Genomic DNA, 22,085 nt, shown 5'->3' on the forward strand with positions numbered 1-22,085 from the left:
GCGCTTACAGTCGTTCTGCGAGGTCGGCGGTGGTCCAGGGACCCTCGCTCTCGATGGTGTTCACACCGTGCCAGCCGGCGAGTTCCGTGATGGCCCCACCCTGAACGGCATACACCTTGCCGGTCAGCTTGCAATCCGCTGCCGCTAGATAGGCCACCAGCGGGGAGATGTTGGACGGCGCAAACGCGTCGAACTCACCCTCGGGGACCTCGGCGGCGAACAACGCGCCCATACCGGGTGTCGCCAGCGTCAGCCGAGTACGCGCGATCGGCGCAATAGCGTTGACACGCACGCCGTATCGATCGAGCTCGTCAGCGGCCACCAGAGTCAGGGCTGCGATGCCCGCCTTGGCGGCGCCGTAGTTGCCCTGGCCCGCGTTGGGCATGAAGGTACCCGAAGCCGAAGCGGTGTTGATGACCGAAGCGTTGACGGTCTCGCCTGCCTTGCTCTGGTCCTTCCAGTACGCGGCAGCGTGGTGCAGCGTCGCTGCGTGCCCCTTGAGGTGCACGGCAATGACTGCATCCCACTGGCTCTCGTCCATACCGGCGATGAAGGCGTCACGAAGAATGCCGGCGTTGTTGACCAGTACGTCGAGTCGGCCGAACTCGCTGACGGCCTGCTTGACGAGGCCCTCGGCGCCGTCCCAGGTGGCGATGTTGTCGGTGTTGGCAACAGCCTTGCCGCCTGCAGCGACGATCTCGTCGACTACCTGCTGCGCGGGGCCGGCATCTGCACCGGAACCGTCGTTTGCGCCGCCGAGGTCGTTGACCACGACGCTCGCACCCTCACGAGCGAAGAGCAGCGCATGCTCACGGCCGATGCCGCGTCCTGCTCCGGTGATGATCGCTACGCGACCGTCGAGACTTCCCATCAGTTCAGATTCCCATCAGTTCAGTTGTCGGACATGAAGACTCATTTGTCGGCGATGACCGCGAGGCCGTCCTTGATCACGAGGTCGCCGACCGCACTGGTTTCGTACGAGTACGACGTGGCTCCGTCTGCCGAACTCGACTTGTAGAACACCGTCTCGATGTCCTGTGTCGGGAGTACGGGTTTCGCGAATCGCACTGCGAGACGGCGCAACCGCTCGGTCTCGCCGCCTGCCAGTTCGGTCAGGGCTCCCCACGACGTGAACGCCATCGTGCACAGTCCGTGGTTGATGATTCCGGGGAGCCCGGACATCCGAGCGATCTCCTCGTCAAGGTGGATCGGCATCGGATCGCCGGAAGCCGGTGAGTACCGGAACGTCTGGTCCTCGTCGATATGCTGGTTCACCACCGCTGCGGGACTACCCGCGCGAAGAGCGTCGCCGAATCGGTGTTCGGGAGCCTTCTCGCCCAGTCCGGGGCCCGCGTCGACCTTGCGGAAGAAGGCCGTCATCCATTGCTCGTTGACCAATTCACCCTTGTCGGTTTTGGTTTCGACGTAGATGACGACGGTGGATCCGTTGTCCCGGCCCTCGAATCCGATGGGCTTGGCGCGAGCGACCAGATGGTCGCCAGGGTAGATCGGACGGTGGAACAGGAAGTCCTGCTCACCGTGAACGAGCTTCATCAGCAGTTCGACCGGCGCCACCGACAGCGCAGCGGGTGCCATCGACATGAAGACGGGTACCACCGCGAAGACCGGTGGAGCGATCTCGCCCTTCAGGTGTCGCTCGATGGGATCGTTGGTGGCAGCGGCGTATTCAGCGATGCGCTCAGCTGTCACCTCGAAGTGCTCCGGATCGGTCCATACGTCCAGCCCGGACGTATCGAATTCGACCGCGTTGGTCTTCGGTGTCGTCATTGAGCCGTTACCCGACCAACTCGGCGAACTTGGCCAGCGAGGCCTCGAGATCAGCCTTGGCGTTCTTGGCTACTGCCTTGCCGATCGGCCCGACGATCATGGTGCCCTTGAAGCTGGCGTCGACGGTTGCCTTCGAACCGGCGCCGTCGGCCTCGACCGAGAGAACGAATTCGACGGTGACGCCGGCCATTCCGGTACCGGCAATCTTGACCATCTTCGGAACCTCGACCTCTTCGACGGTCCACTCGATCTTGTTTGCCATACCCATCACGGAGACGACCTCGGTGAACTTGGCGCCCAACGCAACCTGGGTGGGGAGTTCACTCTTCCAGCCCTGGTGAATGGTGAGCCACTCTTCCCAGCGAGACAGGTCGGAGAGCGCATCCCAGGTCTTCTCGGGGGATGCGGGCAGTACAGCGGAGACGGAAACGGAAGCCATGATGAAACTCCTAGTGGGTAGCTGGCGGGTTGTGGGTGTGATTCAGCGTGCGTAGGGCTTGTATGCGGTCACGACAACTGCGCCGCCGAGTCCGATGTTGTGCTGGAGAGCGACCTTCGCGCCGTCGACCTGACGCTTGTCGGCGGTTCCGCGGAGCTGCCAGGTGAGTTCGGCGCACTGGGCAAGACCGGTTGCGCCGAGGGGGTGACCCTTGGAGATGAGGCCGCCGGACGGGTTGACCACCCAGCGTCCGCCGTAGGTGGTGTCGTCGGCGTCGACGAGCTTGCCGCCGTCACCTTCGGCGCACAGTCCGAGTGCCTCGTAGGTCAGCAACTCGTTGGTGGAGAAGCAGTCGTGGAGTTCGATGACGTCGACGTCGTCGGCGGTGATCCCGGCCTGCGCGTACACCTTCTCAGCGGCCTTACGGGTCATGTCCGCGCCGACGAGACTGATCGCGCTCTTGTCCTCGAAGGTGCTGTTCATGTCGGTGACCATGGCCTGCCCGACGATCTCGATCGCCTGAGCAGTGAGCCCGTGCTTCTCGACGAATGCTTCGCTGGCGATGATCGCCGCGCCGGATCCGTCCGAGGTAGGCGAGCACTGGAGTTTGGTGAGCGGCCCGTGGATCTGGCGTGCTTCGAGGATCTGCTCGAGGGTGTACTCGTCCTGGAACTGCGCGTACGGGTTGTTCAGTGAGTGCTTGTGGTTCTTGACGGCGATCTTCGCGAACTGCTCTGCAGTGGTTCCGAAGCGTTCCATGTGCTCGACGCCGGCCGCGCCGAACATGTACGGAGCGGGCGGCATCGCGAACTCCTGCAGCTCGGCGAGAGCGAGGAGGTGCCGCATGAGTGGCTGTTCACGGTCGTCGTAGGTGGATCCGAGGGACCCGGACTGCATCTTCTCGAAGCCCAGCGCCAGTGCGCAGTCTGCCTGACCACTCTTGACTGCCTGCGTGGCGAGGTAGAGCGCGGTCGATCCCGTCGAACAGTTGTTGTTGACGTTGACGATGGGGATGCCCGTCAGACCCAGCTCATAGACAGCCCGCTGACCTGCGGTGGACTCGCCGTAGACGTAGCCGACGTATGCCTGCTCGACCTCGGTGTAGTCGATACCCGCGTCTTCGAGCGCCTTGGTACCCGACTCGCGTGCCATGTCGGGGTAGTCCCACTCGCGGGCTCCCGGCTTCTCGAACTTCGTCATGCCGACGCCGACGACAAAAACCCTGTTACTCATTGCCACTCCTGAAGAGAACGGTATCTGTGTGTGACACGCTGTCCCACCAAAGTATGTGAGACATCTTGTCCAGTCAATGGCGGGGTGAGTATCGTTCGATTTATGACAAAAACAGCCGAGTCGGCGCAGCCCGACGGGCGCAGCACTCGCTGGAACGATCACAAGGAGCAGCGCAAAGCGCGGATCCTCGACGCAGCACTCGATGCAGTCAACGAAGGTGGCGCCGACGTCGGCGTCCAGCAGATCGCCGAGCGCGCCGACGTCCCCCGCTCTGTTGTCTACCGGATCTTCAAGGATCGAGCCGACCTCGACGAGCAGCTGCGAGTCCGCATCCTCGAGATGATGATGACCGACCTGGCCCCCACTCTCACGCCGAAGGGCACCGTCGGCGAGGCCATCTCACGGGCCGTCGAGACCTACCTTCAGTGGATTGTGAAATATCCACGACTGCACCACTTTTTAGGCAAGGGCTCGCCGAGTACGCGGGCCACCGGTTCGAAAGTGGTGACCGGAACCAAGACGGCAATCGCCGTCCAATTGGGAAATTTGTTGGGCACGATCCTCACCAGCCGTGGCAAACCGTCGAAGATGGCGGAGCCCTTGGCTTTCGGCGTCATCGGATTGGTCGACGTCAGCGTCAACCGTTGGCTCAGCCAGCCGGGTTCCGATGTGACCAGTGCGGAATTGGCCGAATTCCTCGAACGCTCCATCTGGCAAGTCCTCGACGGCAATCTCCGGAGCATCGGTGTCGACATAACGCTGTCGACTCCGATCGCCGACCTGTGACAGTCACCGAACTACCCTGGACACTCGGCGGACGTGGACTTCAACTGGTCCAGGTTCCATCACTCGCCCTGCACGCACTGGGTGAAGACAACGCCACTCTTGCAATGGAACTCGCACCCGACCTCCTGACCCCGTATCTCCTCGGCGAAGAATGCCAGGGCTTGTGGCGCTACCGGAGCAAGCAGATAGCAGAGAATCCCCTCGACAGCGCGTGGATCACCCGCATCGCCGTCGATGCCCGCACCTCGACGCCGGTGGGGTTGGCCGGATTCCACGGTCGCCCCGATGCGCGCGGGATGGTGGAGGTCGGATATCGCATCGACCCGGCGTTCCGGCGTCAGGGCTACGCACGAACCGCCCTCGAGATACTTCTCGACGTCGCGAGTCGCGAATCCGAAGTACACATCGTTCGCGCGACCATCAGTCCGGACAATGCCGCATCTCGAAACCTGATCAGCCAGTACAATTTTTGCGAAGTCGGTGAGCAGTGGGACGAAGAAGACGGTCTGGAAACCATCTTCGAAGTCAGTGCCTCTCGATCGGCTTCGGCCGCCAACGGTTGATCACACCGAATACCGACAAGGCAAGGATGTCGGGAGTCAACCGCACGGCAACATCATGCACCGCCGCCAGCAGGCGAGTAACGGCGTCCTCGATCGCCAAAGCCGCACCTAGCCCGAGGTGAGGGCGCATGGCATGAGCGGCGTCGCCAATCAACGCAACTTTGCCGCGTGTCAACAACTTCGGGGTCCGAATCTCGAGCAGTTCGTTCTCGATGATGCGGGCCGGGTCAGCGTTCGCGACGAGCTGCGACACAGGTTCGGGCCAGTCCGCAAAATGCGCAAGACTCTCGCCGCGTTGCGCACCCGCGAAAGCGTAGGTGCGGTTGCCCGCCAACGGGAGAATCCCGAACTCCCCTCGAATCCCCCATACCTGTCCGACAAAATCCGGCGGTGGACCATCGACGATCCAGCGCCAAGCGGACACGCCAGTCCGTTCCACGGTTCCCTCGCCGGCCCAGATCTGCTGTCGCACAGCACTGTGCACACCGTCCGCAGCAACGACAAGGTCGTATCGAGCGGTATCACCATCGGTGACGATCTCGCCGCGGCCATGATCTCCGCAGCCCACACCCGTCACCCTGGTTCCGGTGCGTAGGCACTCAGCGGGGATTGCGCGAACCAACACGTCGATCAGATCGGCGCGGTGGATTGTCACCAGATCGCGACCGCCGGCGAGGTCACCAATTTTGCGCGTCACCAGATTTTGCCCGCGCAGATTCCTGATCGCGCCGGAGCTGTACGGAAAGGAATTCACCCTGACCTGTTCGCCTACACCGATTTCGTCCAACGCTGCCAGAGCGTTGGGAAACAACACGACGGCGGCGCCTACCTCCGTGAACTCGGACGAACGCTCGTACACGGTGACATCCCAGCCTGCTTTGCGGAGCGCGATGGCAGCCGTCAGCCCGCCAATTCCCCCGCCGACGATTCCCGCGCACTGTCCTTCCGGCACAGTTCAGATCCTCTCCGGAACCGTGACAGCCGTCAACCCGCTGGTTTTATCGGTCCAGTGAATGGCACGGTCCTCCAGCATCACCGGCGTCCACAACCTGTATGTCTTCACCTGATGGTGATGACGACACAGGCATTGGAGGTTGCTCGCAATGGTCCACCCACCGCGTCTCGGATCGGAAGGATCGAACTCGGTGATGTGGTCGAGTTGGCACCTGTTCGCGGGCACCGAACAACCAGGGAACCGGCAGTGACCGTCGACGGCCCGCACCAATGCGGCCAGAGCCGCTCCCGGAGCATAGGTCAGCGCGCCGGGAGGCGGATCGGGTTGGGTGCCATGCCCATCCGATCTTCGAACGATGTCCGGTGATCGCGCGACCAACCGTTGCATTGCCCGAATCCGATCCCCGCAGCCGTTCGGTTCGCGACTTGGGCGATCACGTCGGGTGACAAGCGGCAGGATAGTCGGAGCATGCTGCCGACGCGGTCGGTTCCCCGCGGCCTGGGCGCGGAAATCGACGAACAAGGCCTGCCAGGTGGAATCAGCGGCGAGCTCGCGAGCAAAATCAGGATCGATCGGCCCGTATCCGTCGATGCTCGCGGGATCTGACATCAATCCGAGGAGCGTCGCCAGATCACACACGATGTGCAACAACGGCTTCCGACGTGAGGGCGCAGTCGATCGAGCTGCTGTGAATGCTGCCTCGCACGTTTCGCTGCCACACTGACAAGTCAGCCCCTGTTCGCCGTGCAGCAGAGCGACCAGTGCGTCGGCCCTACGGGTCGAGACATTTCGTGGATCGTGGTTGCAGACGCTTCCGGCGGCCTCGTTGATCAGGCCAAGCGCTTCGACGGCCTCGGTCGCGCTGAGTGTTGCCTGCAACTGGGCGAGTCCGTGACGGTCTGCACGCGTGCGAACATCGCGGTGTTCCAGCATCTTCCGGCGACGTTCGGCGGCAGCATCCGGATCGTAGGCAAAGAGCTGGCGCTCGATGTCGCGCTCCAGTTGCCCGGGCGGAAGACGGTGCGCCGAGGCAAGTACCCGGCGCTCGAGTGCTGCGATCGCCTCCGGGTCGGCCCCGGTGAGTCCGTCGACAATCTTGCGCACACGCGCATAGTCCAGCTCGCCGGCAGCGAAGGCGGCCTTGGTGAGCGGAAGGAACTCCCGTAGGGCATCACCGATCTCGATGTGGACTTCGGCAGTACGACGCGAGCACGTGAGCATGACCGCGATCTCGTTGCACGCGATCCGCCACGCCTTGTCGACATCACCGGACACGTCGAGTTCGGCGTTGAATCTCGACTCCGACAACATGGATGCACCGAGCACCTTTTGCGCGGCTAGCATGTTCTCGCTCTGCGCCGTCGCAAAGAGCATGTCCGGTAACACGAGTGGGTCGACGACAGGACGGCCGTCATCGACGGATGTCCCCACACCGCTCGTCAATCCATCATCGAACATACATTCGATAATAGACCCACCCACCGACAAGAAAGCTAGAGTGCCGGTTTGTATCCCTTACCCTGCATCCACGCCAGCACGTCCAACACCCTGATGACCGGAACGGATTCGTCGAGACCTGCTCGTGCACGTAGATCGAGGAGTCGACTCTGCAACTCGTCTTCCCGCATGGCTACGCGAACGGGTTCCAGGTGGGCCGACTTCGTTCCCAACTCCCGCCCGATGACGTCGTCGTAGATCGGGAAGAGTCGCGGACGCTTGCGCGCGATCAGTTTGGACGCCATGGTTCGCCCGACGCCGTGAATCTCTCGAAGCGCCGTCTCCAACCGCCACACCGGAGATTCCGGAGTGAAGGGATCGGCTTCGTTCGACAGATCGCGATCCGGGCCCACGTCCGCCAGGAGTCGGTTCAGTTCGGCATTGTTCTCCCCGAGCAGGAAGAAGGCTCCTTGCGCCGGAACCTGAACCGACAGAAGCGTCACCGCAACAAGATCTTCCGCGGTGAAGATGTTCGCATCACGATCGCGATTGCCACTGGGATCCCAGGAATCCCACAACGCACCGGTTCGGAGATAACCGGTCTTTCGGAGCGGCCTCGTGAAATATTCCTGCAGCACGTCGACCGCGCCGGCATCGTCCCCGTCTCGCAGCACACGCGGGAGTCGGATGGGCAACTGATCAACCATGGTCGAGCGACCTTTCCAGTACATATTTGGCGAACCCGGCGTTGTGATACTGCCGAAATGGGCCCTTGCCCTTGGCAACAAGATGCTCCGCGAGCGGACGAACCGTCGTCATGTCGACGGGCAGTTGAGCAAACTGTTCCAACGCATCCGAGTCCTCGAGACTGCAGTCGATCACGGTCCCGTCGCTGTCGGCGGACGCCAACTCGGTGCGTCTGATGGCGACCAGATCGTGCTTGGCGTCGAGTTCTTCGATGCTGCAGCCGGTTCGCGATTCCAGTGCCGAACTGGATACGTACACGGACATGACGTGCTCGATCGGCTTACCGCCGACCAGATGGCACTCGACGCTCAGAATCTCCATCGGACCGATATTGAGCGTGAACAAGCGATGGCGCTCCGCGGATCGGTTGGTCGACGGCAGGCAACTGATCGTCCACTGTTCGATCTCGACGGCGGCCGGAGCGTCGAACGCGTAGGAGAGAACCTCGGCAATCAGCTCGGCAAGATCTTCGAAGAGAGGGTCGCGCTGCAACCGCTCGAAATTCTCGACAGAAGCGGCGGGACGCACAGGCGCCTTGCTCACGCAGGTCCCCTCTCGTCCGGTGCTTTGCTCTCAGACCTCGCGTCCAAGGTACCCAGCCCTACGCGGGTCTCGCGCGTTCGCCCTCACATACACCCTCGCGTTATGGTTCTCGACACGTACCACCGCCTTACCGATCGCTAACTCGAGGAGCACACGAAGTGGAAATCAAGGGAACCGCAGCACTGGTCACCGGAGCGGCATCAGGCCTCGGCGCCGCAACAGCCAAGCGCCTCGCCGACGCCGGCGCTACCGTCTTCGGCCTGGATCTGCCCGCGTCGATCGAGCGCGCAGGCGACAACGTCCCCGCCGGCGTCACCCTCATCCCCACCGACGTGACCAGCGGCGAAGAGGTCGAAGCAGCGATCAACCAGATCGTCGAGTCGGGCTCCCCGCTGCGCATCGTCGTCAACTGTGCCGGTGTCGGCTGGGCCGGACGCATCCTGTCCAAGAAGGGTCCGCACGACCTCGAGCTGTTCCGCACGGTCATCACCGTCAACCTGCTCGGCACCTTCAACGTCATGCGCCTGGCCGCCGACGCCATCGCCAAGACCGAGGCCGTCGACGAGTCGGGCCAGCGCGGCGTTGTCATCAACACCGCTTCCGTTGCTGCCTTCGAAGGCCAGATCGGCCAGATCGCGTACTCCGCCTCCAAGGGCGGCGTGCACGGCATGACGGTTCCGGCTGCCCGTGACCTTGCGCAGTTCGGCATCCGCGTCAACACGATCGCTCCCGGCATCATCGACACCCCGATGCTCGCAGGCGTCACCGACGAGTACCGCAAGGGCCTCGAGGCCGGCGTTCCGTTCCCGTCGCGCCTGGGCCAGCCGTCCGAGTACGCGCAGCTCGCGCAGATGATCGTCGAGCACGACTACCTCAACGGCGAGACCATCCGCATGGACGGCGCACTGCGCATGGCGCCGCGCTAACCTCCCTGCTGTGCGCCTTTATTAACCGCCCGCGGTTAATAAAGGCGCACAGTTGTCAGAACGAATGAAAATACCCACCGTTAGAGTGGGCAGTTGCGCTGAGGTACTCGGCTACTTCCTTCGCCGGCATCGGTCGGCTGACGTAGTAACCCTGAACCAATTCGCAACCGGCGGTAAGCAAGAGCCTCAGCTGGTCGGCCGTCTCCACGCCTTCCGCCAATGACTGCATACCGAGCGCCTTCGCCACCTCGACCACCGAAGTGACAACTGCCGAATCACCCTCGCTCAGTTCGGTGATGAACGACCGGTCGATTTTCAGAATGTCCAACGGCAGTTTCTTCAAACTCTCGAAAGACGAATAGCCGGTTCCGAAGTCGTCCAGGGCAATCGCAATTCCGGTGGCACGCAGGCGATCCAACTCGGCGACGGCAAGCTCCTCCACTGCTCCCGTCTCTGTGATTTCCAGCTGAAGCCGTTTGCCGGAAAGACCGCTTGCCTCCAGCGCATCGTTCACGGCCGATCCGAACCCGGACGACATCAGTTGCACCGGAGAGACGTTCACCGTCACGTAAGTGTCGTCGGGCCACGTCGCGGCTTCGGCGCACGCCATGTTCAGTACTTGAAGCCCCAGAGGGACTATCAGGCCGGTCTCCTCCGCGACATCGATGAAAATGTGCGGTGCAAGCACGCCCCGCACCGGGTGATTCCAGCGAAGCAGTGCCTCGAAACCCTCGACGCGGCCGGTGTCCGCACGAACCTGCGGTTGGTAGTACAACTCGAACTGCCGAGACTCGATCGCAAGCCCAAGTTCTTGCAGGGCCGATGCTCGCTCCCTGGCCCGCGCCCGCAGCACCGGTGAGTATCTTCCTACCCGGTTCTTGCCGGCGGATTTTGCCGCATACAGCGCCAGGTCGGCGGACATGACAAGCGTGTCCGCGTCTTCGGAATCTGCGGGTGCGCCGGCATAGCCGATCGATGCACGAACCTCGATGCGATTCCCCCGCACGTAAAACGGCTCACGCAATGCATCCAGATAGCGAGCGAACACCTCTCCGCCGTCCCCTGTTCCCCGCAAGACGACGCCGAATTCGTCACCACCGATTCGCGCACACATGGCGCCGTCGACCACCCGATTGAGCCGTGCAGCAACGGAAATCAACAATTTGTCACCGACAGGGTGCCCTAACGTGTCGTTCACCGACTTGAAATTGTCCAGGTCGAGGATTCCGACAAGGACTTCCTCGCCGGTTCGGACGGTGCCGAGCGCGTCGGACAGCTCCGAGCCGAACGTCCGGCGATTCGGGAGCCCGGTCAGTCCGTCGGTTGCAGCAAGCCACAGAATTCGCCGCTCGTAGTTGTACTTCTCGGTGATGTCCGAGCCCACGCCTCGCCAACCCACGAACTCCGTGGCCTCGGATAGCCTGGGATGACCCGACAGAGACCACCATCGGTCGACGCCGTCGACACGAACGGGAATGACGACCTCTCGAAACGGCATGAGGCGGTCGAGGTGATCTCCGATGACCTGGACCGCGGCTCGGCCACTCTTCGTCGAACCCACGTCGAGCCGATCCAACAATCCGCGCAGCGACAGGGTTCGCAGGTCGGAGACGGGAACTCCCGAGATCTGCGACAGCCGAGCGGAGGTGTGCGACAACGTCCCGGTGGTGTCGACTTCCCACAGCCAGTCGCGTGACCCACCCTCGAAATCGTCGAGAAGCAAACTGACCGTCTGGCGCTCGGCAGCAGCCTCGAACTCGGCGAGACAACGACTTCGGAACGACGCCCAGAGGTACACGACGCCGATAATCAGTGTCACCGAGTACACGACCAACTGGAACGAGAGGACAGCATATTCCGTAGTTCTCTTGGGCAGGATAACGACGAGCAATCCGATGCTGTGCACCAGAATCCACGCTACCGCTATCGACCGAACCGTCGACAATGCTACGGCGCCGGCGCCCATGACTCCGGCGAATGTCGCTATAAGCACAAGCTTTCGCGAGTTGTCCGTCACGGGAAGCATCGCGGCGGCGAGAACGACAAGCAGAAGCCCGAGCAGGATCACCTCGAGCATGAGCGCCCAGTAGTCGTACCTCGTCGTATGTTTGGGCGTGTACCGGCCCTTCAGGACGACTCGCGGTATCCAGACGCGCACCGAATTGAGGACGACCAAGAAGGCCGCAGAACCCCAGATCACCCGAAACTCGTTGTGACCGGGGGGTATGACATACACAAGCAAAGCGCACACGCTGAGTACATTGACCATGTTGGCCAGTGGCGCGACCGTCGTCACCTGCAGTATCTGGCGTGCGAAGAGGTCGCGCCGCTCGACGTCAGACAGTTCGGCCTCGCTCGCACTCGAAGTCAGCCTGCTCAGCATGCAACACCCCCCATCGTGGAGCCGACCAGATGAAGGTAGCGCGGATGCGGGTTCCGGACACACGATGACGAGAAACTACGAGTTGAAACATACTGTTCAATAGGATGTTTCAGACAATCGCGACAGAACGGATCAGCGCTACAACTCGGAAGCCAGCGGAATTTCCTTCTCCGCGCGGTCCGTCATCCACTCACGGAGGACCTTGGTGGCAATGACGTCGTCCTCGTTGTACTGCAGGATGCGTGTCCGCTGCGTCTCGTCCGGCTCACCGTCGTAGCCGACCGCCTCGCGGTACCACGCCATCGACGCTTCACCACCGGCCTCGGCGTCACGCCAGTTGAAGCCGGCGACGGGCGCAATCTTCTTGAGCCCCTTGCCGTTCGGGCAGATGAACTGATCACTCACTGCTTGATAAATGTCGACCCACTGCGGACTGTCGATGAACTCGCGAATCTCGTCCTTACTCGGAATCCCGGGTTCACCGGCAAACCTGCGCGACGAGTCCAACAACCACTTATCCTCGGCTGAACGCGAATAACAGTATGCGGCAAAGGTTTTACCCGAAGCAGCGGCCGCGGCACGCTCCGCCATCAGCCAGCCCCAGAACTCTGCGAACGACCGCGCCTCGTCACGCGTCGGCAGCGGATCCCACGTCGCAAATCCTCGATACATCGAGAAGCCACCGACATTGAGCAACGTCCCCCACAGGTACGCGCCGTGCTCCTGATAGCTCTCCATGTCGACGTCGATCTCGATGTCCGCCCGAGTCACCGAGATCTTCTCGAACCGCCGCACCAACGGAGCATCTGCCAACCACGCCTTGGCGATCACTACTGCGTCGTCGAAATTTCCGTGCGGCCAATCCTCGAGCGGCTCACCGTCCCAGGCGGCCAGCTGATCGATCGTGTTGCAGCCCACGTCGCGCAGAAGCTCGGCCCGCGATCCGACAGCGACGAGGCTGACGTCGCGGTTGCGGACCAATTCCTGCTTGCATTCGGTCCACCACGGGCACGACTTGCACTCGCTCACCTGTGACGGAGACGTCAGCACCTCACCGCGGGCCACAGCGATACGGTCGGCGAAACGCTCGTCGTAATCGTCGAGAATCGCGCTGAGGTCGTGGACGAGGATGCAGTCTCCGTTGTATCCGATCGCGCCTGCCGTCAGCGACGGGCTCGCCAGCCCACGACGCTCGAGCATCCGATAGACCTGCGCGACGCGCATCTGATCGCGGACCTGACTGCGGACCTTGCGTTTGGGATCGGCCGCGGGCTCCCATTCGAAGAGCCCCGAGGTGATCGCGCCCTGGCCGGGATCGGTCACCTTGTGATTGACGACAATGACGGGGATGTACCCACCACCCTCGTCGTCACGGATGAGCATTTCGCAGCGGCCCTTGCGTCCGGTGTCGCGCTCGACCGGCAAGACCGCGCCCCAGATCCGGTCCGCGCCGGCCTCACAGGCAGCCAAGGTGTCGCGAGCCTGAGCCGACGCCGATTGATCAGGGTTGATCTTCACCCAACGCTCGGGAGCAGCGCCGATCACGAGTTCGGCGATCTCCGCGCGCTTCGCGATCGCGGCGTCCTGGCGCTGCTTGACGCCGGTGTCGACGGGTTCCGAAGCCGATTTCCCGGGAAACAACCCGTCCAGACGCACCCGATGACGGCATCGGGTCAACGCCCCCGAATCGATGATCGGGAGCTGGGGCGCGGGGTTGTTAACGGAACACACGATGACGAAGATTATGTGCTCCCCTAGGCTGAAGCCGAAGCGCAGGTACCTGGCAACACACAAACACCTGGAAACGGGGTCCTTTTCGATGGGGTTGTTCAAGAAGCGAAAGTCTCGTGCCACCCGCAAGGCGGAGGCAAAGGCTCTCAAGCACAAGGCTGAGGTCGAGGCGAAGCTCAACGCCAAGAGCCAGCGTAAGCGCGACAAGGTCGAGACCAAGTCGCTCAAGAAGCTGGAGAAAGCCGAGATCGAGTCACAGCACAAGATCGAAAAGGCGCAGATCGCGACCCTGAAGGCGCAGGAGAAGGCCGCTGCGAATCAGGGCCTGACCGTCGCCAAGGTGCGTAAGTACCTGGGAGTGGCACGTCTGCTTGCCCCCGTTCTCCTGCCGATCGCTTACCGCGCAGCCACGGCGGTGCGCGCCCAGCTCGACACCACGCGTGCACAGAAGATGGGCATCGCCGTCGACCAGCTCGGTGACTACACCGGTCACGGCGCGAAGTTGAGCGCTCGTATCGCCGGCGCCGAGAGCTCGGTCACCGAGATCCTCAGCCGCAAGCCCGACGACGCGGAGACGCAGCGTTTCGCCGCCGCCATCCGTGAGCGCCTCGGCGACCTCAGCACGGCAGTTCGCGCTGCCGAGCAGATGCCGCAGGCTCGCCGTAAAGCAGCTCACCAGGCGATTTCTTCCGAACTCGACGGCGTCGAAGCAGATCTGCTCGCACGTCTCGGCGTGCGCTAGACCTGAGAACTCCAGTGAGAGCAGCCGAGCAGACCGCGACCCTCCGGGGGACAGCTGTCGGTTCCGCTTCGGCTGCTCTCGCTGTCGCCGCGCACGGGATCGGCGGAGGCGAGCTGCCACAGTCGTCGTCGCTGACCCTGTTGCTCGCCGTCTGCGCAACCGTCGGCGCCGTGACGGCCACCCTTCCCGCCCTCTCTCGGGGGCCCGCTGCCTTGATCGTTGCTCTGGGTCTGGGTCAGCTCGCCGCGCACACCACCATGACGCTCTCCGAGCACGCTCATTCGCCCGCTCCGGGATTGGTGATGCTCGGTGCTCACGCCGGTGCCACCGTCGCTTGTGCGGTGGCGGTCCTGGCCGCCGAGCGCCTCTACCGCGTTGTCACCCACGCTCTCCACGTCGTCCTGGCGTCTCTGGCTCCCGCCGCTGTCACTTCTCGCGGCCACACCGTCTCGACCGGAATCCATCACGGACCTGTCGACGCTCTACTTCGCGCCAGCATCTCGCGGCGCGGTCCTCCTGCCCTGGTCTGAAGATTCGTAGAATGCCCCCCTTCACCAGACCAAGAGGACACTTCCCGACATGAAGAACACCCTGATTTCGCGCGCGGTTGTCACGACCGTCGCTACCGGCAGCGCCGTGCTGCTGGCCGCCGGAATTGCTTCAGCACACGTCAGCGTCGTCGCACCAGGAGCTGCGCAGGGCGGATACTCCGTTCTCACGTTCCGCGTGCCCACCGAATCCGACACCGCTTCGACCACCAAACTGACGGTGGCGCTCCCCGACCTCAAGTCGGCACGCACCGAACCGATGCCCGGCTGGACCGCCGTCGTGGAGAAGGACCCCACCTCGTTGGTCGCCAAGTCCGTGACGTGGACCGCCGACCCCGGCGTCGGAATCGCCCCCGGCCAGTTCCAGCAGTTCGTCCTTTCCGCCGGCCCGCTGCCCGAGCAGGAAGAGGTCGAGTTCAAGGCCGTGCAGACGTACAGCGACGGCAACGTCGTCAACTGGGATCAGGAAGAGCTTGCCGACGGCAGCGAGCCGGACAAGCCCGCGCCGACGCTGACTCTCGCCGCATCCACCGGCGATGCCCACGGAGCCCCCTCTGCCGATAACACTGCCGAGACGTCCGCTGCTTCCGAATCTTCTTCGTCAGACAACACCGCGCGCTGGCTCGGCGGCGTCGGCCTGGTGCTCGGCGCGTTGGGCGCTGCACTCGGCCTCGGCGCACTGGTCAGGAGCAAGCGCTGATGAGTACCCGGATCAAGGTCATCGCCGTCGGCATGCTCGCGATGCTGGCCACGATGCTCGGAATGGGCACGGCCAGTGCACACTCCGCGGTGGTCGGCTCCAACCCGGAAAACGGTGCGTCCATTCAGGTTGCGCCTGACACGGTTTCGGTCACGTTCAACGAGGCTCTGCAGGCACAGTTCGCGGCGCTGACCGTCACCGGTCCCGACGGCAACCTCTGGACCAAGAGCGATCCGTCCGTCGAAGGACCCACTGTCAGTGCAGACCTCGGCGATCTCGGGCCGACCGGCGTCTACACCATCGCGTACCGCGTCACCTCCGCTGACGGTCACCCCGTCAACGGAACCCTGACGTTCACCCTCACCGAGGCGGGGTCGGGCACTCCCGGCGCTGCCGCCGCGTCGAGTACGGGTGAGTCGGAGTCCGGCAGCATGCCGGTGTGGATCTTCATCGTCGCCGGCGTCGTCGTGTTCGGCGGTGCGCTGTTCTTCGTGCTCCGTAAGCCGAAGTCGAGCTGATCGCGTGACGGGTACGGCAAACAGGTGGTGGTTGCTGTTTGCCGTACCCACAGCTCTGCTGGGAGTCCTGATCGCCTGGGGCCTCGCCAGCCCGTCGGGACCCGAATCGTCGAGCACGGTCCGCGTTCTCGCGATCGGATGTGGTTCGTTGACGCTCGGCATCGCGACTCTCGCCTGGATGGGCCGCAGTGAACGCCGCCCGGCAACATCCCCCGCCGTCATGTGGACTCAGCTCACCGCGGTGGCAGCAGTGTGGCTCGTCGCCGAGATCACGCTCCTCGTGCTCAATGCCGCAGCGGCCGACGGCGCCCCGGTCACCTCGCTGACCATCGGGCACTTCGGCGCATTCGTCTCCGAGGTCAACGTCGGCCGCGTCGGCGTCGCGATCATCGCGTGCGCGTTTGCCGTCGTCTGTTACGGCATCTACGGATTCACCAATCCCGAGACGGTGCCCGTCGCACCGGCATTGGTCGTCTCCGCGTTGGCGCTCGCTGCCCGCCCGATCACCGGGCACATGGCGCAGCAGAGCTTCGGATCGATCCTCGACGCCGTTCACGTCCTCGCTGCGGCCTTGTGGTTCGGCGTGCTCGCCGCACTCGCGCTTGCCGTACCGTCGCGCGGTGCCTGGGCGATCTGGTTGCCCAAGTACTCCGCTCTCGCCTGGCGATGCGTCCTCGCGCTGGTCGTCACCGGTATCGTCAACGCCGTCGTGCGACTCGACTCACTCTCCGCCTTCTACGACACCGCATACGGCCGGGTGATCCTCGCCAAGATCGTGGCGATCGGACTGCTCGTCGCCCTGGGATGGTGGTGGCGCCGGACATGGGTGGTCGCGAGCGCTGCACACCGCATGAGTTCGGACGGATCCCTGCGTCGCGCCATCGGTGAAGTTGTCTTCATGGCCATCGCATTCGGGCTTGCCGCGGCCCTTGCGACAACTGCGTAAGACGTGCCTCAGCGCGACATTTCGTGACCCGCACATTTAACGTTTCACGTCGAGATTTAACCTCTACGTGAGTTTATTTTCCCAGCTTGCGGCGGTTTCCGGCCCCCTTAGCGTTGCTCGCATGACGGAGGCCCAACGCTCGTTTCTCGTCTGCGCTTCGCAGCGCAGCGGCAGTACTTTGCTGGTCGAATCCCTGCGAGCAACCGGGGTCGCGGGTGAGCCGGAAGAGTTCTTCCAGTACCTCCCCGAGACCTCGCGATCGCCGCAACCGAGGCAGTGGTTCGAAGACGTCACGGACGAGTCCGTCCTGGGTCTGCTAGCCCCGTTCCACCCGGGCACGCCGGACACTCGCACCTCCGAACAGTGGCGCACACAACTTCTCGAACTCGGCCGAACCCCCAACGGAGTCTGGGGTGGCAAGCTGATGTGGAACCAGACGCCGCTCCTACTCGATCGCGCGGCCGGATTGCCCTGGCGCAGTGGGACGGACCTACGTTCTGCACTCCACGACACCCTCGATCACGACCTGCAGTTCATCCACGTCTATCGAGAAGATGTCGTCGCTCAAGCTGTGTCGATGTGGCGCGCCGTGCAGACACAGGTTTGGCGCGACGACGCGACTCCACCGAATCTCTCGGACGGTGCGCAGTACAACGCAGTCGGAATCGCGCACCTGGTGACGATTCTCGGTGAGCAGGAACGCCAATGGAAGCGCTGGTTCGAGGAAGAGGACATCTCTCCCATCGAAGTCGGGTTCCGCGATCTCACCGAAGACCCGCAGTCCGTGGTCGCAAAAACCCTCATCTCCCTCGGCCTCGACGGACAACTGGCCCCGCCACCGCCGCTGCGTCGTCAGAGCGACGGACGATCCCGCGAATGGGTGCAGCGTTATCGCATCGACGCCGAACAGAACGGATATCCCGTCACATGAGCACCGTCACCGATGTCGTCGACGAACTCCGAGTTCTCGAATCCGAAGCGGTCCACATCATTCGAGAGGTGGTGGCAGAACTCGAGAGACCGGTACTGCTCTTCTCGGCCGGCAAGGACTCGATAGTCCTGCTTCGTCTGGCCGAGAAGGCGTTTCGGCCCTCCCCACTCCCTTTCCCGGTCCTGCACGTCGACACCGGTCACAATTTCGAGGAGGTCATCGAATTTCGCGACCGCCGAATCAAGGAGGGCGGGCACACACTTCTGGTTGCTTCCGTTCAGGATTCGATCGACCAGGGCAGAGTGCAGGAGTCGACCGAGACCAGCGGATCGCGAAACCGCCTGCAGACCAGAACCCTGCTCGACGCTCTCGAAGCTGGAAGGTTCGACGCCGCGTTCGGCGGCGCCCGCCGGGACGAGGAACGTGCGCGCGCCAAGGAAAGAGTCCTCAGCTTCCGTGACGAGTTCGGCCAGTGGGACCCGCGAGCGCAACGGGCCGAACCGTGGTCGCTCTACAACGGTCGGATCAGACGCGGCGAGTCCGTTCGTGTCTTTCCGCTGAGCAACTGGACCGAACTCGACATCTGGCGCTACATAGCCCAAGAGGAACTGGAACTGCCGTCCATCTATTTCGCGCACCAGCGGAGGGTATTCGAGCGTGACGGAATGCTCCTCGCTGCTTCCGAATTCAGCACCGACGCCGAGAACGCCGCGGCAACGACCGAGTGGGTGCGATATCGAACCGTCGGCGATCTGACCATCACCGGCGCCGTTCGATCGCACGCCACCACCATCGACGACGTCGTCACCGAAATCTCGGCCGCGACGGTTTCCGAACGAGGCGAGACTCGCGCAGACGACCGAACGTCGGTCGCCGCGATGGAAGACCGAAAGCGTGAGGGCTACTTCTGATGACGACCACCATCACTCGCCAACTCCTGCGGCTGGCAACGGCGGGTAGCGTCGACGACGGCAAGAGCACGCTGATCGGCCGACTGTTGCATGACACCGACAGTCTGCCAACCGATCACCTCGATTCCGTGACCGACGAGCACGGTGTCGCCGACCTGGCTGCACTCTCCGACGGACTACGTGCCGAGCGTGAACGGGGCATCACGATCGACGTCGCGTACCGATTCTTCTCCACTCCGACCAGAAGTTACGTACTTGCCGACACCCCGGGGCACGAACGCTACACGCGCAACATGTTCACCGGAGCATCCAATGCTCACGTAGCGGTCCTGCTGGTCGACGCGAGGACCGGCGTGCTGCGTCAGACGCGCCGGCACGCCAGAATCGCCGCACTGCTCGGTGTTCCGAACCTTGTAGCCGTGGTGAACAAGATCGATCTGGTGGACTTCGACGAAGCGAGATTCGCTCAGGTGCAGGAAGAATTGCGGGCCTTGGCACGGCAAGTCGGACGCGAGGACGTACTCGCCATACCGGTCTCCGCGAAAGCCGGCGACAATGTCGTGACGCGGTCCGAGAACACCGCGTGGTACGAGGGGCCGACGCTCCTCGAGTACCTCGAAGGCGTCGAACTCCATGCGCCCGCGACGCACATCGAGGAGCTTCGGCTTCCCGTGCAATGGGTTTCGCGCCCCGATCCGCAGAATCGTCGCCGGTACACCGGCCGGATTTCGGCAGGCACACTGAGCGTCGGAGACGAGGTAGTGGTCCTGCCGTCCGGATCGAAGAGCACCGTGATCAGTCTGGACACTCTCGACGACAACCGCAGTACTGCCGTTGCACCACTGTCGGTTTCGGTGGAACTGGCCGACGACATCGACGTCGGACGTGGCGACGTTCTGGTCAGCGGCGGTGCGCAGGCTCATTTGCCGGTTCTGGCCCGAGAACTCGAAGCCACGATCTGCTGGTTGTCCAACACACCGTTGCGCGCGGGCGATCGGATAGCGCTCAAACACACGTCCCGGACCGTGCGAGCGACCGTCCAAGAACTGCACACCCGTCTCGATCCTGAAACGCTCGACGAGCAGGACAGCCCTGTCGAACTGGGACTCAACGATATCGGAACGGTCACGCTCCGAACCAGTTCCGTGGTGGTCGCCGACACCTACGACCACAATCGGGACTCTGGCGCCTTCATCCTGATCGACGAGCAGAGCAACGACACCGTCGGCGCAGGCACCATTCTCGAACCACGCGTCGTCGTTCCCGGCGAGCAGACCCGCAACGACATCAAGTGGCATCCGTCCGCACTCGAACGTCAACGGCGGTGGGCGTCTACCACCCAGAAGGGCGCGACGATCTGGCTGACCGGCCTGCCTGCCTCCGGAAAATCCACCGTCGCAGTCGCTGTCGAACGTGCGCTCGTCGACGCGGGACGCACCGCGTATCTCCTGGACGGTGACAACGTCCGCCACGGTATCTCCGACGATCTCGGGTTCTCGCCGGGAGACCGAGCCGAGAACATCCGACGCGTCGGGCATCTCACTCGACTGTTCGCCGACGCCGGCGTGGTGGCGATCGCGTCGATGGTTTCGCCGCTGCGTTCGGATCGAGCGATTGCGCGCGCTCTCAACGAAGCTGCCGGACTCACCTTCCTCGAAGTTGCCGTCACCACTCCCGTCGAAGAATGCGAACGTCGAGATCCCAAGGGCCTGTACGCACGTGCGCGGGCGGGTGAACTGAAGGGGCTCACCGGAATCGACGCGCCTTACGAGACGCCGGAGGACCCGGACCTGGCATTCGACACAACCGGCGCTGACATCAACGAACTGGTCGAGCGGGTCATCGCATTGTTGGAGGAGCGCGAAGCCGCAAGGCCCTAGGGGTTTTCGGTGTCCGACTCGAGGTAACCGCGGTCCGCACTGTAGGCGGACCGCACGTTGGGTCGGACACCGATCTTCTCGAGGTACGCCGCCATGCGGTGCACCGCCATCGCGCTTCCCAATGCCTCGTCCGGGAGACGATCGTCGGTTTCGGCGCGCCACGTGTGAAGCTGCGAGGACAATTCCGCCTGTATTGCCGAGACTTCCGGTCGATCGATCAGATTGATCTTCTCGTCCGGGTCGGCACGGAGGTCGTACAGCTCCCGGGGTGCGCGTACCGCAAGATGCTCGGTGCCGAGCGCTTTTCCGGAAAGACTGTCCTCGATGTCGAGCGGTAGATCCAGAGCCGGGCGGACGGCGTAGTTCTCGATGTAGCTGTAGTCCTTGGTTCGCACCGCACGAATGGGATCGAAGCTGTCGTGAAAGGTCTTCTCCGTGAACAGGGAAGTACGAACGGGTTCGGACGGTTCAGTTCCGCGGTCGACGAGGGCATCGGCGTGCGAGCGCCCTTCCACCTCGGGGGGGACGTCGATTCCGAGCAGATCGAGAATGGTCGGAACGAGGTCCACACCGCTGAACAGTGTCTCGTATTCCTTTCCGCCACTGCGATACCGCGCGGGAGGCCGAGCGATCAAGGCAATACCGGTGCCCGGGGCGTAGAGCGTCGACTTGGCGCGCGGGAACGCCGCGCCGTGATCAGTGAGGAAGAAGACCCAGGTGTTCTCGTCGAGCCCCTCTTCCTCGAGGGTCGCGAGCAGTTCCCCCACCGCGGCGTCGGCCACCTCTACGCTGCCGTGGAATTCGGCCAGATCCTCGCGCACCTGTGGCACGTCCGGAAGGTATCCGGGGACCTCCAGGGCTGCGGTGTCCGCCGGGGTATAGCGATCGGCGGGGTACGGGCGATGCGTTTCGAAGAATCCCGTGGTGAGCAGGAACGGCTCGGGCGGGAAGCGTCGTAGCCAGTTCTGGGCACGCGGAACCACGTAGTCGCAGAACGAGTTGGTGACGTCGTACTCGTGATAGCCCAGTCGCTTCGGATACGCAGTCTCGTGCTGCATGCCGAACAGCGAGGTGTACCAACCGTTGTCGGAGAGGATCTGCGGGAGCGTCTGCACCTCCGCGTGGTACTCCCAGCCGTGGTGCGCCAACCCGATCAGACCGTTGTTGTGCGGATACCTGCCCGAGAAGAGCGATCCGCGCGAAGGCGAGCACAGCGGCGCCGTCGCGTGTGCGTCGGTGAACCGGATGCCTTCTGCCGCCAGCCGGTCGAGATGGGGGCTGTTGACCCCGGCGACACCGTAACTCGCGAGGTGCCGCCCCAGGTCGTGCCAATGAATGATCAGGACGTTATCTCGCGCAGCCGACACGTGGGCAAGGC

The 22,085-nt window shown here is 63.3% G+C and carries 22 protein-coding genes; 11 read left to right on the plus strand and 11 right to left on the minus strand.

The annotated features are described in order from the left end of the window. Nucleotides 1–4: 4 nt before the first annotated feature. The 4 genes from V3587_RS25465 to V3587_RS25480 are packed head-to-tail and all read right to left on the minus strand — an operon-like array spanning nt 5 to nt 3,460. Nucleotides 5–871, minus strand: a complete 867-nt coding sequence (locus V3587_RS25465; protein ID WP_007735961.1) for an SDR family oxidoreductase — start codon at nt 869–871, stop codon at nt 5–7. Between the two features lie 41 nt (nt 872–912). Continuing rightward, nucleotides 913–1,788, minus strand: coding sequence for a MaoC/PaaZ C-terminal domain-containing protein (locus V3587_RS25470; RefSeq protein WP_283377333.1), 876 nt, complete (start codon nt 1,786–1,788; stop codon nt 913–915). A 7-nt stretch (nt 1,789–1,795) separates the two neighbouring features. Beyond that, on the minus strand, nt 1,796–2,227 hold the full coding sequence (locus tag V3587_RS25475) for a type II toxin-antitoxin system Rv0910 family toxin (RefSeq protein ID WP_019746343.1): 432 nt from the start codon (nt 2,225–2,227) through the stop codon (nt 1,796–1,798). Nucleotides 2,228–2,269: 42 nt separating this feature from the next. After that, nucleotides 2,270–3,460, minus strand: a complete 1,191-nt coding sequence (locus V3587_RS25480; protein ID WP_064073614.1) for a lipid-transfer protein — start codon at nt 3,458–3,460, stop codon at nt 2,270–2,272. Nucleotides 3,461–3,562: 102 nt separating this feature from the next. Here V3587_RS25480 and V3587_RS25485 point away from each other — a divergent pair, with 102 nt between their 5' ends. Next, a complete protein-coding gene (locus V3587_RS25485; RefSeq protein ID WP_158170479.1) occupies nt 3,563–4,246 on the plus strand; it encodes a TetR/AcrR family transcriptional regulator in 684 nt (227 codons plus the stop codon). Then, entirely contained in the window at nt 4,243–4,809 is a 567-nt protein-coding gene (locus V3587_RS25490; protein ID WP_283377334.1) for a GNAT family N-acetyltransferase, read from the plus strand. The genes V3587_RS25485 and V3587_RS25490 overlap by 4 nt, the downstream gene beginning before the upstream one ends. Here the strand turns inward: V3587_RS25490 and V3587_RS25495 are convergent. From V3587_RS25495 to V3587_RS25510, 4 genes are read right to left on the minus strand one after another with little or no spacing between them, the layout of a single operon-like run. Then, nucleotides 4,772–5,761 carry an FAD-dependent monooxygenase gene (locus tag V3587_RS25495; protein WP_283377335.1) on the minus strand — a complete coding sequence of 330 codons (990 nt, stop codon included), beginning with the start codon at nt 5,759–5,761 and terminating at the stop codon, nt 4,772–4,774. The two genes, V3587_RS25490 and V3587_RS25495, sit on opposite strands and share 38 nt — an antisense overlap. A 3-nt stretch (nt 5,762–5,764) precedes the next feature. Then, nucleotides 5,765–7,222 carry an HNH endonuclease signature motif containing protein gene (locus V3587_RS25500; RefSeq protein ID WP_283377336.1) on the minus strand — a complete coding sequence of 486 codons (1,458 nt, stop codon included), beginning with the start codon at nt 7,220–7,222 and terminating at the stop codon, nt 5,765–5,767. A 35-nt stretch (nt 7,223–7,257) separates the two neighbouring features. Further along, complete coding sequence (locus V3587_RS25505; RefSeq protein WP_283377337.1) at nt 7,258–7,908, minus strand: DUF6308 family protein; 651 nt, start codon at nt 7,906–7,908, stop codon at nt 7,258–7,260. Further along, nucleotides 7,901–8,491, minus strand: coding sequence for a hypothetical protein (locus V3587_RS25510; protein ID WP_042453246.1), 591 nt, complete (start codon nt 8,489–8,491; stop codon nt 7,901–7,903). Before V3587_RS25510 ends, V3587_RS25505 begins: the two co-directional genes overlap by 8 nt. Nucleotides 8,492–8,649: 158 nt before the next feature. Here V3587_RS25510 and V3587_RS25515 point away from each other — a divergent pair, with 158 nt between their 5' ends. Further along, entirely contained in the window at nt 8,650–9,417 is a 768-nt protein-coding gene (locus V3587_RS25515) for an SDR family NAD(P)-dependent oxidoreductase (RefSeq protein ID WP_003944195.1), read from the plus strand. 55 nt (nt 9,418–9,472) lie between these two features. Here V3587_RS25515 and V3587_RS25520 read toward each other — a convergent pair whose 3' ends face one another. Together V3587_RS25520 and V3587_RS25525 are read right to left on the minus strand one after the other, a co-directional pair. Further along, nucleotides 9,473–11,800: a putative bifunctional diguanylate cyclase/phosphodiesterase gene (locus tag V3587_RS25520; protein WP_283377338.1), complete on the minus strand. Its 2,328-nt coding sequence runs from the start codon at nt 11,798–11,800 to the stop codon at nt 9,473–9,475. A 138-nt stretch (nt 11,801–11,938) separates the two neighbouring features. Then, nucleotides 11,939–13,495, minus strand: a complete 1,557-nt coding sequence (locus V3587_RS25525) for a TM0106 family RecB-like putative nuclease (RefSeq protein ID WP_283377364.1) — start codon at nt 13,493–13,495, stop codon at nt 11,939–11,941. A 124-nt stretch (nt 13,496–13,619) separates the two neighbouring features. Here V3587_RS25525 and V3587_RS25530 point away from each other — a divergent pair, with 124 nt between their 5' ends. From V3587_RS25530 to cysC, 8 genes are all read left to right on the plus strand, one after another. Beyond that, complete coding sequence (locus V3587_RS25530) at nt 13,620–14,273, plus strand: DUF6474 family protein (protein ID WP_003944178.1); 654 nt, start codon at nt 13,620–13,622, stop codon at nt 14,271–14,273. A gap of 14 nt (nt 14,274–14,287) precedes the next feature. Beyond that, entirely contained in the window at nt 14,288–14,803 is a 516-nt protein-coding gene (locus V3587_RS25535; RefSeq protein WP_003944165.1) for a hypothetical protein, read from the plus strand. A gap of 49 nt (nt 14,804–14,852) precedes the next feature. After that, nucleotides 14,853–15,521: a YcnI family copper-binding membrane protein gene (locus tag V3587_RS25540; protein WP_042453253.1), complete on the plus strand. Its 669-nt coding sequence runs from the start codon at nt 14,853–14,855 to the stop codon at nt 15,519–15,521. Beyond that, nucleotides 15,521–16,039: a copper resistance CopC family protein gene (locus tag V3587_RS25545; protein WP_003944137.1), complete on the plus strand. Its 519-nt coding sequence runs from the start codon at nt 15,521–15,523 to the stop codon at nt 16,037–16,039. The genes V3587_RS25540 and V3587_RS25545 overlap by 1 nt, the downstream gene beginning before the upstream one ends. 4 nt (nt 16,040–16,043) lie before the next feature. Then, nucleotides 16,044–16,985 (plus strand): copper resistance D family protein, encoded by a 942-nt coding sequence (locus V3587_RS25550; protein ID WP_007735936.1) that lies wholly within the window; start codon nt 16,044–16,046, stop codon nt 16,983–16,985. A gap of 121 nt (nt 16,986–17,106) precedes the next feature. After that, the gene (gene stf0 / locus V3587_RS25555; RefSeq protein ID WP_007735934.1) at nt 17,107–17,916 is read left to right on the plus strand and encodes a trehalose 2-sulfotransferase; all 810 of its coding nucleotides are present in this window, start codon (nt 17,107–17,109) and stop codon (nt 17,914–17,916) included. Beyond that, nucleotides 17,913–18,827: a sulfate adenylyltransferase subunit CysD gene (gene cysD / locus V3587_RS25560; RefSeq protein ID WP_047272728.1), complete on the plus strand. Its 915-nt coding sequence runs from the start codon at nt 17,913–17,915 to the stop codon at nt 18,825–18,827. The genes stf0 and cysD overlap by 4 nt, the downstream gene beginning before the upstream one ends. After that, nucleotides 18,827–20,707: an adenylyl-sulfate kinase gene (gene cysC / locus V3587_RS25565; protein ID WP_283377339.1), complete on the plus strand. Its 1,881-nt coding sequence runs from the start codon at nt 18,827–18,829 to the stop codon at nt 20,705–20,707. The genes cysD and cysC overlap by 1 nt, the downstream gene beginning before the upstream one ends. On the opposite strand, the gene V3587_RS25570 is transcribed toward cysC, so the two are convergent. Beyond that, nucleotides 20,704–22,074: a sulfatase family protein gene (locus V3587_RS25570; protein WP_283377340.1), complete on the minus strand. Its 1,371-nt coding sequence runs from the start codon at nt 22,072–22,074 to the stop codon at nt 20,704–20,706. The two genes, cysC and V3587_RS25570, sit on opposite strands and share 4 nt — an antisense overlap. Nucleotides 22,075–22,085 lie beyond the last annotated feature (11 nt).

Origin of the sequence: Rhodococcus sp. IEGM 1306 (assembly GCF_036541985.1) — a bacterium.
Taxonomy (GTDB): Bacteria; Actinomycetota; Actinomycetes; order Mycobacteriales; family Mycobacteriaceae; genus Rhodococcus_F; species Rhodococcus_F qingshengii.